Annotated in this window: 14 protein-coding genes, 1 tRNA gene and 1 pseudogene; 14 read left to right on the forward strand and 2 right to left on the reverse strand. The window is 65.2% G+C overall.

What is annotated here, in order from left to right:
- Nucleotides 1–15: 15 nt before the first annotated feature.
- Nucleotides 16–92, reverse strand: a tRNA-Arg gene (locus GRI42_RS11005).
- A gap of 127 nt (nucleotides 93–219) precedes the next feature.
- On the opposite strand from GRI42_RS11005, the gene GRI42_RS11010 reads away from it, so the two are divergent.
- The 9 genes and pseudogenes from GRI42_RS11010 (at nucleotide 220) to GRI42_RS11050 (ending at nucleotide 8646) form a co-directional block, all read left to right on the forward strand.
- Nucleotides 220–618: a hypothetical protein gene (locus GRI42_RS11010; protein WP_160608534.1), complete on the forward strand. Its 399-nt coding sequence runs from the start codon at nucleotides 220–222 to the stop codon at nucleotides 616–618.
- Between the two features lie 48 nt (nucleotides 619–666).
- Complete coding sequence (locus tag GRI42_RS11015; protein WP_160608535.1) at nucleotides 667–1170, forward strand: MmcB family DNA repair protein; 504 nt, start codon at nucleotides 667–669, stop codon at nucleotides 1168–1170.
- Nucleotides 1171–1221: 51 nt separating this feature from the next.
- Complete coding sequence (locus GRI42_RS11020) at nucleotides 1222–1938, forward strand: sterol desaturase family protein (protein ID WP_160608536.1); 717 nt, start codon at nucleotides 1222–1224, stop codon at nucleotides 1936–1938.
- Nucleotides 1935–2387, forward strand: coding sequence for a DUF2141 domain-containing protein (locus GRI42_RS11025; protein WP_160608537.1), 453 nt, complete (start codon nucleotides 1935–1937; stop codon nucleotides 2385–2387). Before GRI42_RS11020 ends, GRI42_RS11025 begins: the two co-directional genes overlap by 4 nt.
- Nucleotides 2388–2491: 104 nt before the next feature.
- Nucleotides 2492–3082 (forward strand): annotated as a pseudogene (locus GRI42_RS14210) (PAS domain-containing protein); the annotation flags it as partial.
- Between the two features lie 1440 nt (nucleotides 3083–4522).
- Nucleotides 4523–5626 (forward strand): App1 family protein, encoded by a 1104-nt coding sequence (locus GRI42_RS11035; RefSeq protein WP_160608538.1) that lies wholly within the window; start codon nucleotides 4523–4525, stop codon nucleotides 5624–5626.
- Nucleotides 5623–6549, forward strand: a complete 927-nt coding sequence (locus tag GRI42_RS11040) for an alpha/beta hydrolase (protein WP_160608539.1) — start codon at nucleotides 5623–5625, stop codon at nucleotides 6547–6549. Before GRI42_RS11035 ends, GRI42_RS11040 begins: the two co-directional genes overlap by 4 nt.
- 11 nt (nucleotides 6550–6560) lie before the next feature.
- Complete coding sequence (locus GRI42_RS11045; protein WP_160608540.1) at nucleotides 6561–7943, forward strand: M48 family metalloprotease; 1383 nt, start codon at nucleotides 6561–6563, stop codon at nucleotides 7941–7943.
- Nucleotides 7944–7965: 22 nt separating this feature from the next.
- A complete protein-coding gene (locus tag GRI42_RS11050) occupies nucleotides 7966–8646 on the forward strand; it encodes a DsbA family protein (RefSeq protein ID WP_160608541.1) in 681 nt (226 codons plus the stop codon).
- Nucleotide 8647: 1 nt separating this feature from the next.
- On the opposite strand, the gene GRI42_RS11055 is transcribed toward GRI42_RS11050, so the two are convergent.
- On the reverse strand, nucleotides 8648–9256 hold the full coding sequence (locus GRI42_RS11055) for an HD domain-containing protein (RefSeq protein ID WP_160609189.1): 609 nt from the start codon (nucleotides 9254–9256) through the stop codon (nucleotides 8648–8650).
- A gap of 82 nt (nucleotides 9257–9338) precedes the next feature.
- On the opposite strand from GRI42_RS11055, the gene GRI42_RS11060 reads away from it, so the two are divergent.
- The 5 genes from GRI42_RS11060 to GRI42_RS11080 all read left to right on the forward strand — a co-directional run bounded on the left by GRI42_RS11060 (nucleotide 9339) and on the right by GRI42_RS11080 (nucleotide 13485).
- Nucleotides 9339–10556, forward strand: coding sequence for a sensor histidine kinase (locus tag GRI42_RS11060; protein ID WP_160608542.1), 1218 nt, complete (start codon nucleotides 9339–9341; stop codon nucleotides 10554–10556).
- Complete coding sequence (locus tag GRI42_RS11065; RefSeq protein WP_160608543.1) at nucleotides 10553–11350, forward strand: LytR/AlgR family response regulator transcription factor; 798 nt, start codon at nucleotides 10553–10555, stop codon at nucleotides 11348–11350. Before GRI42_RS11060 ends, GRI42_RS11065 begins: the two co-directional genes overlap by 4 nt.
- 118 nt (nucleotides 11351–11468) lie before the next feature.
- Nucleotides 11469–12329, forward strand: coding sequence for a carboxylating nicotinate-nucleotide diphosphorylase (nadC, locus tag GRI42_RS11070; RefSeq protein WP_160608544.1), 861 nt, complete (start codon nucleotides 11469–11471; stop codon nucleotides 12327–12329).
- A 39-nt stretch (nucleotides 12330–12368) separates the two neighbouring features.
- On the forward strand, nucleotides 12369–12785 hold the full coding sequence (locus tag GRI42_RS11075; RefSeq protein WP_160608545.1) for a hypothetical protein: 417 nt from the start codon (nucleotides 12369–12371) through the stop codon (nucleotides 12783–12785).
- Entirely contained in the window at nucleotides 12772–13485 is a 714-nt protein-coding gene (locus GRI42_RS11080) for a ribonuclease T2 family protein (protein WP_160608546.1), read from the forward strand. Before GRI42_RS11075 ends, GRI42_RS11080 begins: the two co-directional genes overlap by 14 nt.
- The last annotated feature ends 23 nt before the right edge of the window (nucleotides 13486–13508 follow it).

Here is a 13508-nt window from a genome sequence, read left to right on the forward strand (position 1 = left end):
GCGAACGCACGTCACTGGCGCACCCGACAGGATTCGAACCTGTGGCCTCTGCCTTCGGAGGGCAGCGCTCTATCCAGCTGAGCTACGGGTGCCTGGCCATGACGCGCTAGGCGAGCGGGGCGCTTAGCAAGCGCGCCGTGAGCGGGCCAGTGAAATTTCCGCGCGGCGGGCCGGCGGCATTAGGAATTTGGCAAGCGGCACGGGGTTAACCTTGCCCCCATGAACGCGCTGACCCACGAATTCGACCTGTCGCATGCCATCATGCTGCCGCCGGCAGGCGAAGACCTGCGCCGTGAGCAGGACCGCGCCACGCTCGCCGAACAGTGGAGCGCGGTACACGATGCCGCTGCCGCCATCGGCGTGCTTGCCCAATTGGGTCGCCCGGAAGAGGGCACCGAGGTCACCGGCCTGCCGGAGCGTGCAGAAGCGCTTGCAGGCTTCGAATACGAGCTGGTCCGGCGCGGCGTCGACGACCTTGCCGCCATCATGCAGCCGGGTCTGCGGGCGCTTCTCGCGCTGAGCGCAGGGGGCCAGGACACCACCGTCGCCGCCCTGACGCTGTGGCGCGAATTCCACGCATCGCGCGATGCGATCGTGGCACTCGTCCCGCACGGGTGACGCCGGCGGCGGCTTGACCGCGTTCACATTCTGTTCCATCCACGCGGCATGAGTGATTCATCCGCGATCGACCGCGCCGACACCGCGCAATCGGGCGAAACCGCTGTCGAAGTGGCGCGGGGCATCATGCGCCTGTTCGCCCGCAACGATGTCTGGCTGATGCCGGAAATCCCTCTGCGCAACGGGCGCCGCGCCGATCTCATGGGCCTCGATCCCAAGGGGCGCGTCGTCATCGTGGAGATCAAGGTCCAGCGCGGCGACTTACTGGGCGATGGGAAATGGCCCGACTATCTCGATTTCTGCGACCGCTTCTACTGGGGCGTGCCGCCGCATCTCGACCGCTCTCCGCTCGAAGGGGGCGGCTATCGTCCCGATTGCTGCGGCATCGTCGTGGCCGACGGCTATGACGGCGAGATTGTGCGCCCGGCCCCGCTCCACCCACTCGCGGCAGCGCGCCGCAAGGTGGAGGTCGAACGTCTCGCCCGCGCCGCCATGCGCCGCATGACCGTGGCCGCCGATCCACACTGCAGCCCCTGGGGCGCTGCGGAGTGAACTAGCGTCTGTGCATCGGCATCTTCCTGCGGCATAAGTGCAGGCGGGATCATGTGGGACGCAATCGCAATATCGGCCGTGGCCATGACGGGCATCATTGCCCTGCGCTATTTCGCGTCCAGCGGCGCCTTCGCGCTCGCCACCAATATCAAGCGGCCCGGCTATCACGCGAAGCTGGGTGACCAGATCAGGCGCGAAATCGGCTGGTCGCTCGCTTCTGCGGCGATCTACGGCATTCCTGCAGGCGTGGTCGCATGGGGCTGGCAGGAACGCGGCTGGACGCTGATCTATACCGAATGGGATGCGATGCCGCTGTGGTACCTGCCGCTGGCGCCGCTCGCCTATCTCGTGCTGCACGACGCCTGGTTCTACTGGACCCACCGGCTGATGCACCGCCCCTCGCTGTTCCGCACGATGCATGCCGTGCACCATGCCAGCCGCCCGCCGACTGCCTGGGCGGCGATGAGCTTCCATCCGTGGGAAGCGCTGACCGGGGCCGTGGTCATTCCGGCGCTGGTGTTCTTCATCCCCATCCACATCGCGATGCTGGGCCTCGTGCTCGCCATCATGACGGTGATGGGCGTGACCAATCACATGGGCTGGGAGATGTTTCCCCGCCGCCTCGTTCATTCTCGGTTGGGAAGCTGGCTGATAACCGCAAGCCACCACCAGCGGCACCACGAGGAATACCGCTGCAATTACGGCCTGTATTTCCGGATCTGGGACCGGCTGTGCGGGACCGACCGGGGACTGAGTGAACGCATATGACCAACCGCATTCTCTTCCTGCCGATGGCGGCGCTGGCGCTTGGCGCAGGGGCACCACCGCCCGCCGCCCACGGGTCGAAAATCACGGTGACCGTGACCGATGTGCGCAATGGCAAGGGCCTGCTGCGCGCCTGCCTAGTCAGCTCGGAAAGCGATTTTCCCGAGTGCAAGAAGGCCGCAGGACACCACGCCACCAGCGTCGATGCGCACCAGGGCCAGGTGACTTTCGCTTTCGAGCAGGTGAAGCCGGGCCATTACGCTATTGCGCTGCTCCATGACGAGAATGCCAATGGCAAAGCCGACCGCGCGCTCGGCATGATCCCCAAGGAAGGCTTCGGCTTCTCGCGCGATGCGCCCGTGCGCATGGGACCGCCGAAATTCAGCGAAGCCGCCTTCGACATGGCCGACAAGGACAAGGCCATGACCATCAGGATGCGTTACCTCCTGTAACCGCCTGCAGGGTGAGGCCTGCGTTAACCTTAACCCTATTTTTACTACGCCTGCCGCATACCGTTTCCCGAATACCGCAACTCGCATTCGGGGGCTTTTGAGTGATGGACAGGCTTGGCGGCGCATTTGGCGCGCATGACGCACAGGACCATCTCGACGATGATTTCGTCGACGAGGCAGATGCCGACCTCGATCCGCCGCCTTCCCCGGTAGGCCAGGACGAGCGCCGCATGCAGGTGCGCGCCTACAATCACTGGGCCAGCCTGCTGGGCGATGCCGCTTTCCCGAACATCGAGGATCTCGAGCCCGAACTGCTCGACGATTTCGGTCCCTATTCGGTGCTGCTCGACTTCTCGACCGGGATCGAGAATCCCGCAGTGCGCTTCGTGGGGGGCGAACTGCGCAAGGAATGCGACGTCGAAGGCCCGCTGGAGCATCTCGACGATGTCCCGCCGCGTTCGCTGCTGAGCCGCATCACCGACCATTACATGCAGATCCTCGCCAACCAGGCGCCGATCGGTTTCGAGGCGGAATTCGTGAACCAGCGCGGTTCGACCGTGCTCTATCGCGGCATTCTGCTGCCCTATTCCAGCGATGACGAGACGATCGATTTCATCTTCGGCGTCATCAACTGGAAGGAACTGGCCGACGCCAAGACCGCCGACGAGCTGCTGCTGCAGATCGACCAGGCCCTTGCCGGTGAAACGGTCGAGTTCGAGGCGGTCGAGGAAGGCGACGACATGCTGGAATTGACCCAGCCGCTCGAAGATCTTTCCGCCGAAGCCAGCGACGACTGGGATGACGAGGAAGACGAGGACGGTACCGTGCTTGACCTCGGCAGCGACGCGGTCATCGAGGACGACGAAGAGCACGAAATCCCCGCCCCGGCCTTCGGCCAGGTCGAGGATGACGTCGCAGCCTCCGTCCCTGCCCGCCGCGAACGCGGTGTCGATGCGCTCGGCAATCCGCTCGGCAGCCTTGCCGCCGAATCCCATGACGACGACGGCGCCGGCGAGGATGATTTCGACACCGGCATCAAGACCGCCGCAGACTACGGCCTGCCCGATTGGGACGAGGAAGAGTACGAGGACGACGACGTCGACGACCTCGTCGACCCGCTGGCAGACGACGATGCGGGCAGCAGCCTGATGTCGCTGGTCAGCCGCGGCGACCGCCAGAAAAAGACGGTCGACCTCTCGGCCCTCGCCTCTCCGGCAGCCCCGGCGATCCCGCAGGCTTACGAGCCGGAGGAGCCGGTCGAAGACTATTCGAATTACGGCGCTTACGAAGCGGACGAGGAATACGAAGACTTCGAGGACGCCGAAGAGGCTTCGGAAGTCGCTGCCGCAGACGTTGAAGCGGCAGACGAACCAGCCGCCGAACCGGTCGTCGCGGAAGAACTCGCACCGATCGTCGCCGAGGCGGTCGAGGATGCGGAAATCATCGCTTCTGCCGAAGAGCAGGCGCCCGAGGGTCTCTACGACTGCCTCGTCGCCGCCCGCGAGCTTGCACAGGTCGCGCAGAACACCGAAGACCGCAGCCGCAAGGCGCTCTACGCCGCGGTCGGCCTGGCCTACGACTTCAGCCTCGAAGCGCAGGACGCGCCCGAGGACTTCCAGGAAATCATCGCCGACAACGGCCTGACCATGCAGGACCGCGCGCCGATGACCCCGGTCGTCAAGCTGGTCTTCGGCGCCGATTACGACAAGACGCGCCTCACCGAATATGCCGCCGTCCTGACCCATGCGCACCGCGTGGGCGTGGAGCGCGGAAAGCTGGTCGATTACCTGCGCGCTGCCGAAGGCGGCCTCAAGGGTGTTGTCCAGGCCGAACGCCGTGCCCGCAAGGAAGAGCAGGGCAAGCCGGTCGAGGACGATGGCACCGGCATCCGTCCGGCGCTGGCGAAGAAGCTGCGCAAGCTCGAGACTGCCGAACTGTCCGACGTCGCACTCGACGGTCCGGAATTCGCTCTCGTCATGGTGCGTCGCACCGAGGACGGAGAGCTGGTCGTGGTCGGCGAACTGGCGGAGGATCGCGTGCTGCTCGAAAAGGCCGCGCGCAAGTTGCTCGCCAAGTAAGCACCTGCGGAATAACCGCTTGAGATACATGGGCCGCACGCGCTAGCGCTGCGGCCCATGCCGTTCCTGCCCACCGCGCCCGTCCGCATTCAGCCCTATTTCGGCTACCGCAACGAAGAGCGGCTGTTCATCACCGCGCGCGCGCTGCGTTCCCGCGAAAGCCGTTTCGTGAAATCGGGCAAGTGGCGCGCCATGCGCACGATGATGGGCCAGTTCGCCAGCCACGAGGTCGAGGGCTTGCCGGTCGAACTGGAAATCGCCCCTCCCGGCGGCAAGAGCAGGCGGCACCAGGGCCTCACCGACAAGGAGGGCTTCGTCCATTTCGACATAAGGCTGGAGGGCGACTGGCCCTATGCCGACCTTCCGGAATGGGAAACGGTGAGCTTTCACTGGTCGAATGGCGAGGGGGAGCACTGCATCGACGGCCATGTCCTCGCTCCCGGTCAAACCACCGCCCTCGGCGTGATTTCCGATATCGACGACACCATCATCGAGACCGGCATCACCGGCAATTTCCGCGCAGTCATACGCAATTGGCGGCGCGTGCTGATGGAAATGCCGGAAGAGCGCATCCTCGTCCCTGGTGCGGACCTGTTCTACAATGCGCTGGGAGGGGCAGAGGATTTCCGGGCCGGCAAGGGCCATGCTGGCGATCACCAGCGGGCCACCCTGCGGCCCTTCTTCTACGTCTCGTCCAGCCCGTGGAACCTGTTTTCCTATCTCGTCGCCTACATGAAAGGGCACGGCCTGCCGCTTGGCCCAATCATGCTGCGCGACTGGGGCCTTAACCGCGAAACCTTCGGCTCGGCGAGCCACGGGGCCCACAAGCGCGCGGCGATCGACGGCATTCTCGCCACCTATCCGGACATGAAATTCGCGCTGATCGGCGACGATTCGCAGGGCGACCTCACTGCGTTTACCGATGTCGCCGCGCACAACCCGCACCGCGTGCGCGCCGTCTTCATCCGCAAGGTGGGCGAGGCGATGAGCCCCGAGGAACTGGCAGCCGAACAATCGCTGAAGACAGCGGGCATTCCGCTGTGGATGGGCGAAGGCTATGAAGAGGGGCGCAAATTCCTTGCCTCCATCGGGCTTCTCGAAGACACGGAAGCCAAGAACATCGTCAAGTCGGTGGGCAAGACCCGGACGGAGAGCGCGTGAGGACTGTCATGCTCGTGATCGCAACGCTGGTCGGCATCGGCCTCATCGCAGGCGGATCGGTGCTGGTCGCCATCAACCGCAACGGCCCGGCCGTACTCGATACGGTCGACCGTATTGCCGGCAAGGAGCGCGGGGTCACGCTCGCGCACCGCGCCAGCCTCGGCCCCGATGCGCGCCAGAAGCTGCTGGTCTACCGCGCTGCCCCGGGCGAGGGCCCGCAGCCGGTCTTCGTCTTCGTGCACGGCGGGAGCTGGGCCAATGGCGATCCCGACGATTATGGCTTCATCGCCCGCAATATCGCGCCCGAGGGGTATGTCGTGGTGCTGGGCGGCTACCGGCTCGGCGAAAGCGGCCGCTATCCCGCCATGCTGGAAGACACGGCGAGCGTGCTGGCCTGGGTCAACCAGAACATCGGCGAATTCGGCGGCGACCCGCAGCGCATCGTCATCGCGGGCCATTCGGCAGGCGCGTACAACGTCGCGCAAGTCGCGCTTGAAGAACGCTGGCTGGTCGAGGCCGGCGTCGTGGCAGAGGGCGCGGTGAAAGGAGTTGTGGGCCTTGCAGGACCTTACGATTTCTACCCCTATGACAGCGATTCCACGCGCGCGACCTTCGGCACGGTCGGCGCCGGGGCGGAGAGCCAGCCGGTCAATCATGCCAAGGGGGAAGCCCCGCCCTTCCTGCTCGTCCACGGCGAGGATGATACGCTGGTCAAGCCGCGCAACACCCGCGCGCTGGCCGCAGCGCTGGAAGCGCGTGGGGCGCGGGTCGACACGCTCTATTTGCCGGGCAAGACGCATAACGACCCGCTGCTCGCGCTCGCCAATCCCTGGCGCCGCGACCCGCGCGTGTTCGATACGGTGAAGGCATTCCTCAAGGACACCACCGCACTTTCAGTTCCGGTTCAGGCCGGGAAGCCCTAGAAGGGCAGCCGATGCGCCTGCTTTCCCATGTTCTCGCCTTCATCGCGATGGCCGTGCTGCTCGTGCAGCCCGCGGCCGCGCAATCCGTCCTGCGCGATGCGGAGACAGAGGCCTTCCTCAACGATATCTCGAACCCGCTGGTCGAAGCCGCAGGTCTTGCGCCCGGCAATGTCGAGATCGTCCTCATCAACGATCCCAGCATCAACGCCTTCGTGGCAGGCGGGCAGGCCGTCTACATCCACAGCGGGCTGATCGACGCCGCCGACACCGCCAACGAGGTGCAGGGCGTCATCGCCCACGAGCTGGGCCACATCACCGGCGGACACATCGTGCGCATCGGCGAAGGCTATCGCAAGGCGCAGGGCTTTTCGCTGCTATCGATGATCGCGGGTATCGGCGCTGCACTGGCAGGCGCGGGCGATGCCGCCATGGGCCTGATGATGGCCGGCCAGTCCGCCGCTCTCAGCTCGATCCTCGCCTTCACCCGCACGCAGGAAGCCAGCGCCGACGCGGCGGGGGCGGAATACTTGTCCAAGGCCGGCATTTCGGGTCGCGGATCGCTCACATTCTTCGGCAAGCTGCTCAACCAGGAAGTGCGGCGCGGCTACAGCCAGAACGAAGAGGCCGGCTTCTGGCGCACCCACCCCCTGTCGGGCGACCGCATCAACAACCTGCGCGAAACCTACGAAAAGGATCCCGCCTGGGACCGCCCGAACGATCCGGCGATCGAGGCGCGCTTCCAGCGCATCAAGGCCAAGCTCGCCGGATATGTCGACAAGCCGGAAAACACGCTGCGCGACTATCCGGAAGAGGACCAGTCGACCCCCGCCCTCGTTGCCCGCGCCTATGCCTATCACAAGCAGGCCAGGATGGACCTGGCGCTGGAGGCGGCCGACAAGCTGATCGAGCGCGCGCCGAGCGATCCCTACTTCCTCGAACTGAAGGGGCAGGTGTTGCTCGAATCGGGACGCCCGGGCGACGCGCTCGACCCGCTGCGCAAGGCGACGCAGTACAGCCGCTCGCAGCCGTTGATCGCATCGCTACTTGGCCATGCGCTGATCGCGACCGAGGACAAGGACAATTACGAAGAAGCCGAAAGGGTGCTGCGCGCTGCCGTTGCACGCGACCGCTACAATCCTTTCGCCTGGTACCAGCTCGGCGTGGTCTACGCAGCGCGCGGCGATATCCCGCGCGCCCGCCTCGCCAGCGCAGAACAGCAGGTCATGAACCGGCAGTACGCACTGGCCATGCGCAGCGCGCAGGCGGCGGAAGCGGGCCTGCCGGTCGGCTCGCCCGACTGGCTGCGCGCGCAGGACATCGGCATGCAGGCGCGGGCGCTGATCGAACAGGAATGCGAGGCGCGCGGCGACAGGTCTTGCGGCCGTCGCCGGTAGTATCGGAACAGGGAAGGTGGGCATGAAACAGCATCTGGCAACGGCAGCGATCGCGCTGGTCGGCGGCTTTGCGGGCGCGGCGATCTGGTCGTTCACGGGCCTCGGACATTCGCAGACCCGCGACTATCTGGTCTCCAACCCCGGCATCCTGCCCGAAATGGCCGACGCCTGGCAGGCGGAGCAATCGCGCGAACAGCTGGCGCAGGTTGCCGACGAAGTGCGCAAGCCCTTCCCCGGCGCGGTGCTCGGCAATCCCAACGGGACACGCACGCTGGTCAAGTTCACCGACTATGCTTGCGGCTACTGCCGCATCAGCGTGGCCGACGTGGACCGGCTGATCCAGGAGAACCCCGACGTGCGCGTGGTCATCCGCGAATTCCCGATCTTCCAGGGCAGCGACGTTCCGGCGCGCATGGCCCTGGCCGCCGCGAAGCAGGGCAAGTACAAGGCCTTCCACCACGCCATGTTCGAACTGGGCAGCCCGACGGCGGAAAACGTCATGCTGGCGGCTCAGCAGGCCGGGCTCGATCTAGATGCAGCGCGCGAATACGGCGCTTCGGAGGAAGTGACGGCGGAACTCGCGCGCAACCAGGAACTGGCCCGTAGCCTCGGTTTCACGGGGACGCCCAGCTGGGTCGCGGGCGACAAGGTCATGGAGGGTGCGATCGGCTTCGACAGGCTCGAAGCCGCGCTCGGCAGCTAGCCTATTCTTCCAGCGCCTTGGCGTACATCGACGCCAGCGGCTTCGCCATCACGCGGCGCACCATCGGTTCGAAGAACTCCAGCGGCTCGCTCTCGTAATCGGGATCGAAGGCGGCTTGGTCGTATTTCTCGCAGAATTCCGCGCAGGCCGCATAGTGCGGGCTCTCGGCGAACTTGTCGCGGATGTTCCGGTCCATGCCGAGGTGGTGGAAATAGTAATAGCCCTGGAAAGCTCCGTGGTTCTGGCAGATCCAGTGGATTTCCTCGGTCACGAAGGGCTTGATGATCGCCGCGGCCACTTCGGGGTGATTGTAGCTGCCCAGCGTGTCGCCGATGTCGTGCAGCAGCGCCATGACCACATATTGCTCGTCGCGGCCGTCGCGGTGCGCGCGAGTCGCGGTCTGGAGCGAGTGTTCGAGGCGGCACACCGGAAAGCCCCCGAAATCGCCATCCAGCAGCCGCAGGTGTTCGAGCACGCGGTCGGGCAAGTCCTTGGCAAAGGCCATGTATTCCGCTCCGATGATGGCCCAGTCTTCCTGGGTGCCTTCCTTCATTTCGCGGAACTTGGCGCGTTCCTCGATCGAATGGGTCAGGTTTTCGGGCTTGTTCATCGCATCTCTCTCTACCAGCGTCCCTCTGTCAGGCATCCTAGCGTCTGGCGCAGCGCGCGGCAATTGGGCTAGGGGGTTGGACATGGCCGTACTGCCTTTCCGACCGACGCCGTTCTTCGAGAACAAGAACCAGGCGTTCTGGAACCTCCAGCTGATGGGCTGGGGCGGGTCAGCACTGCTGCGCGCGATGTCGGCGTTCGCCAACGGCCAGGAACTGCAGTTCTTCTTCGTGATCCTGATCGCGACGATCACCGGCTTTTCGATCAGCCTGATCCTGTCGGTGATCTACAACCATCTGATCAAGCAGAAGCCGCTGCTGACCTGGGGCGGCACTGCGGTGGTGCTGACGGTGGCGGTGGGCCTTTACGCCTTCATCGACAGCTGGGTGCTCGACCTCACCCGTCCGACCGGCGAGACGGGTTTCGTCCGCCTGTTCATCGGCATCTACTTCTTCGACCTCACGCTGCTCGGCGCATGGTCGGCGCTCTATTACGCGATCAATTTCTTCCTCCAGGTGGAAGAACAGTCGGACCGGCTGGAACGGCTCGAAGCGCAGGCGACCAGCGCGCAGCTGGCGATGCTGCGCTACCAGCTGAACCCGCATTTCCTGTTCAACACGCTCAATTCGATCAGCACGCTGGTGCTGCTCAAGCAGACCGAGCCGGCCAATGCGATGCTGACCCGCCTGTCCTCCTTCCTGCGGCACACGCTGGTCACCCAGCCGGGCGGCAAGGTCACGGTGGCGCAGGAGGTGGAGACGCTGCAGCTTTATCTCAGCATCGAGCGGATGCGTTTCGAGGACCGGCTGCGCACCGATTTCCGCGTCGAGGAACGGGCCGCCAAGGCACAGATCCCCTCCATGCTGCTGCAGCCCCTGATCGAGAACGCCATCAAGTACGGTGTCAGCCCGCTCGAAGAAGGCGCGCAGATTTCGCTGCTCGCACAGATCGTCGGCCCGCGCCTGCGCATCACCGTCTCCGATACCGGTCCCGGCGTCGATGTGAGCGGCGTGGCGGACGATCTTCCCGCGGTGATGGCAACGCACAAGCGGCGCGATTCGACGGGCGTAGGTCTCGCCAATATCCGCGACCGGCTGGCGCAGGCTTATGGCGATGACCACCGTTTCGAAATCCGCTCGCCCGAAAGCGGCGGTTTCACCGTGCTGATCGAGATTCCGCACGAACTCGCCGACGAGGAGGAGCCGCTTGCCGCAGGACGGGCGACAGGCACGGCGAAACCAGCCACGGCCTTGTCCGTTAATCCTCCGGATGCCCCCCAGAAGGTAAGTACCAAGCCATGACCATTCGCACGATCCTCGTCGACGACGAGAAGCTCGCCATCCAAGGCCTCCAGCTGCGCCTCGAACCCTTCGACGATGTCGAGGTGATCGAGACCTGCCAGAACGGGCGCGAGGCGATCCGCGCGATCAAGACGCTGAAGCCCGACCTCGTCTTCCTCGACATCCAGATGCCCGGCTTCGACGGCTTTTCCGTCGTGCAGGGCGTGATGGAAATCGAACCGCCGCTGTTCGTCTTCGTCACCGCATTCCAGGAACACGCCATCCGCGCTTTCGAGGCCAATGCGGTCAATTACCTGATGAAGCCGGTCGACGAGGACAAGCTGGCTGACACGATCGAACGCGTGCGCCAGCGCCTCGCGGAGAAGAAAAGCAGCGACGAGGCCGACCGCCTGCGCGGCGTATTGTCCGAAGTCGCGCCAGAGGCGGTCGACGAGATCGACGCCGACGATTCCGAAGCGGCAGGCCGTTATGAAAAGCTGATCAACGTGAAGGACCGCGGCCAGATCTTCCGCGTCGAGGTCGACACGATCGAGCATATCGAGGCTGCCGGCGACTACATGTGCATCTACACCGGCGACAATTCGCTGATCCTTCGCGAAACGATGAAGGACCTCGAACGCCGCCTCGATCCGCGCAAGTTCCAGCGCGTGCACCGCTCGACCATCGTCAATCTCGACCAGGTCCGGCAGGTCAAACCGCACACTAATGGCGAGTGCTTCCTCGTGCTTGATTCGGGCGCGGAGGTGAAGGTGTCGCGCAGCTACCGCGACGTCGTGGCGCGCTTCGTTCACTGATTTGTTCTGCGCACCGACATCCGTCGGCGCGTCCTCGCTAGACGTGCAGCAAGCTGCACCCGCTGCGGGCGGGCGGTCGCCCTTGCCGGGCCTCCTCCGGCCCGTTTAGGAGAGCTTCATGAGTTTTGACCTTCCCGGCTTCGATCTCGACCGGTTCGTACGTGAGACGCTGGCGGAAGACCTTGGCGAAGGGCTTGCCGGCGGCGGGAGGGACGTCACCAGCGAGAGCGTCATCCCGGCCGAAGCGCGCTTTTCGGGCGTGATGGATACGCGCGATGCGATCCGCGTCGCAGGGCTTCCCGTGGCCGAGGCGTTCTTCCGCGCGCTCGACCCCGGGATGACGGTCGAGATACTAGTCGAGGAAGGAGCGAGCGTTCCCGCCGGAACAGACCTCATGCGCCTCGAGGGCAATGCTCGCGCCATGCTGACGGCGGAACGCAGCGCGCTGAACACGGTCCAGCACCTCTCGGGCATCGCCACGATGGTCGCGCAGTACGTGGCCGCGATGGACAATCCCGATTGCACCTTGCTCGACACGCGCAAGACCATTCCCGGCATGCGCCACCTCGAGAAGTACGCCGTCCGCATGGGCGGCGGGGCGAACCACCGCATGGGCCTGTGGGATGCCGCGATGATCAAGGACAACCACGTCCTTGTCGCCGGCAGCGTGGGCGAGGCGGTGCGCCGCGCGGTCGAGGCCGGGGTGAAGGACATCATCTGCGAAGTCGACCGGATCGACCAGATCGAACCCGCGCTGGCCGCCGGTGCGACCCGCCTGCTGCTCGACAACATGGAACCCGCGACCCTGCGTGAGGCAGTGGCGCTGGTGGCCGGCCGCGTCCCCACCGAAGCGAGCGGCGGGATCAATCTCGACACGATCAGGGCCAAGGCTGCGACCGGCGTGGACTACGTCTCCGTCGGCCGCCTGACGCAGAGCGCGCCTGCCGCGGACATCGGTCTGGACTTTACCCCGCTGTAAATTCAGGGCATCTCTCCGCAATCACGGGGAGGGACCACGATGAAACCTGCATCGATCAAGAAATTCGACATGCTCTATCTCGGCTCGATCGTCGTCGGGCTGATAGGCTTCGCACTCAATTACGGCGACCTGGTCGAAACGACCAATGCCGAACTCGCCGCCGCCGGCGTCGAAGGCATGGCCGGGGGCATCATGATCGGCAGCCTGATCTTCGGCATCGTCATCAACCTGGCGCTGTGGTTCCTCATCTCGGGCCTGCGTATCGAGTTCGTGAAATGGATCCTGGTGCTCTTCGCAGCCTGGGCACTGTTCTCGCTCGCAACGACCTTCGGCCTGCTGTCGGGGCTGAACCTCGTCTTCACTCTGATCGGCAATGTGATGACGCTGGCTGCGATCTATTTCCTGTTCCAGCCCGACGCGAAGGCGTGGTTCGCCGAGAAGCGTGGCGGCAACTGACCGCAGGCTCTGCGTAGCGCTCGCCGCGGTCACGCTGGCGGGCGCCGGGGCCGCGCAAGCGCAGGCTTACCAGTGCCGTATTCCGGGCGAGGTCCGGGTCCCCGATGTGCAGGCGGATTCCGCCCCGCGCGACCTGCCCGTCACGGGCTACACTCTCGCGCTCAGCTGGAGCCCGGAGTTCTGCCGCTTCCGCGAAGACGAGCGGCGCCATGCGCGCCAGTGTTCGGGCAGGGACGGGCGTTTCGGCTTCACCGTGCACGGTCTGTGGCCCGATAGCGGGCACAGCTGGCCGCAATGGTGTGCCGGTACGAAACCCACCGCTTCCGCTGTCCGGCAGAACCTGTGCATCAGTCCCGACACAGCGCTCATGGCGCGCCAGTGGGCCAAGCACGGCAGCTGCATGACGCGCAGGCCCGCGACCTATTTCAAGGTCACGCGCATCCTCTATTCCGGCCTGCGCTGGCCCGACTTCGTGCGCATCAGCCGCGAGGATAACCTGACCGCAGGCACGATCCGCACTCGCTTCGCCGATGCGAACGAGGGCTGGCCGGAGGAGGCAGTTGGCGTCCACCTCGACCGCAAGGGTTGGCTGGAAGAACTGCGGCTTTGTTACGACAAGCGCTTCATGCCGAAGCCTTGCGACAAGGCGCGCCTGGGCGCCAAGGATGGCGATCGGGCCAAGATCTGGCGGGGGCTATAGGCGGAGCGTAAATGCCCGATAAG

Source organism: Qipengyuania gaetbuli (genome assembly GCF_009827315.1).
GTDB classification, from domain to species: domain Bacteria; phylum Pseudomonadota; class Alphaproteobacteria; order Sphingomonadales; family Sphingomonadaceae; genus Qipengyuania; species Qipengyuania gaetbuli.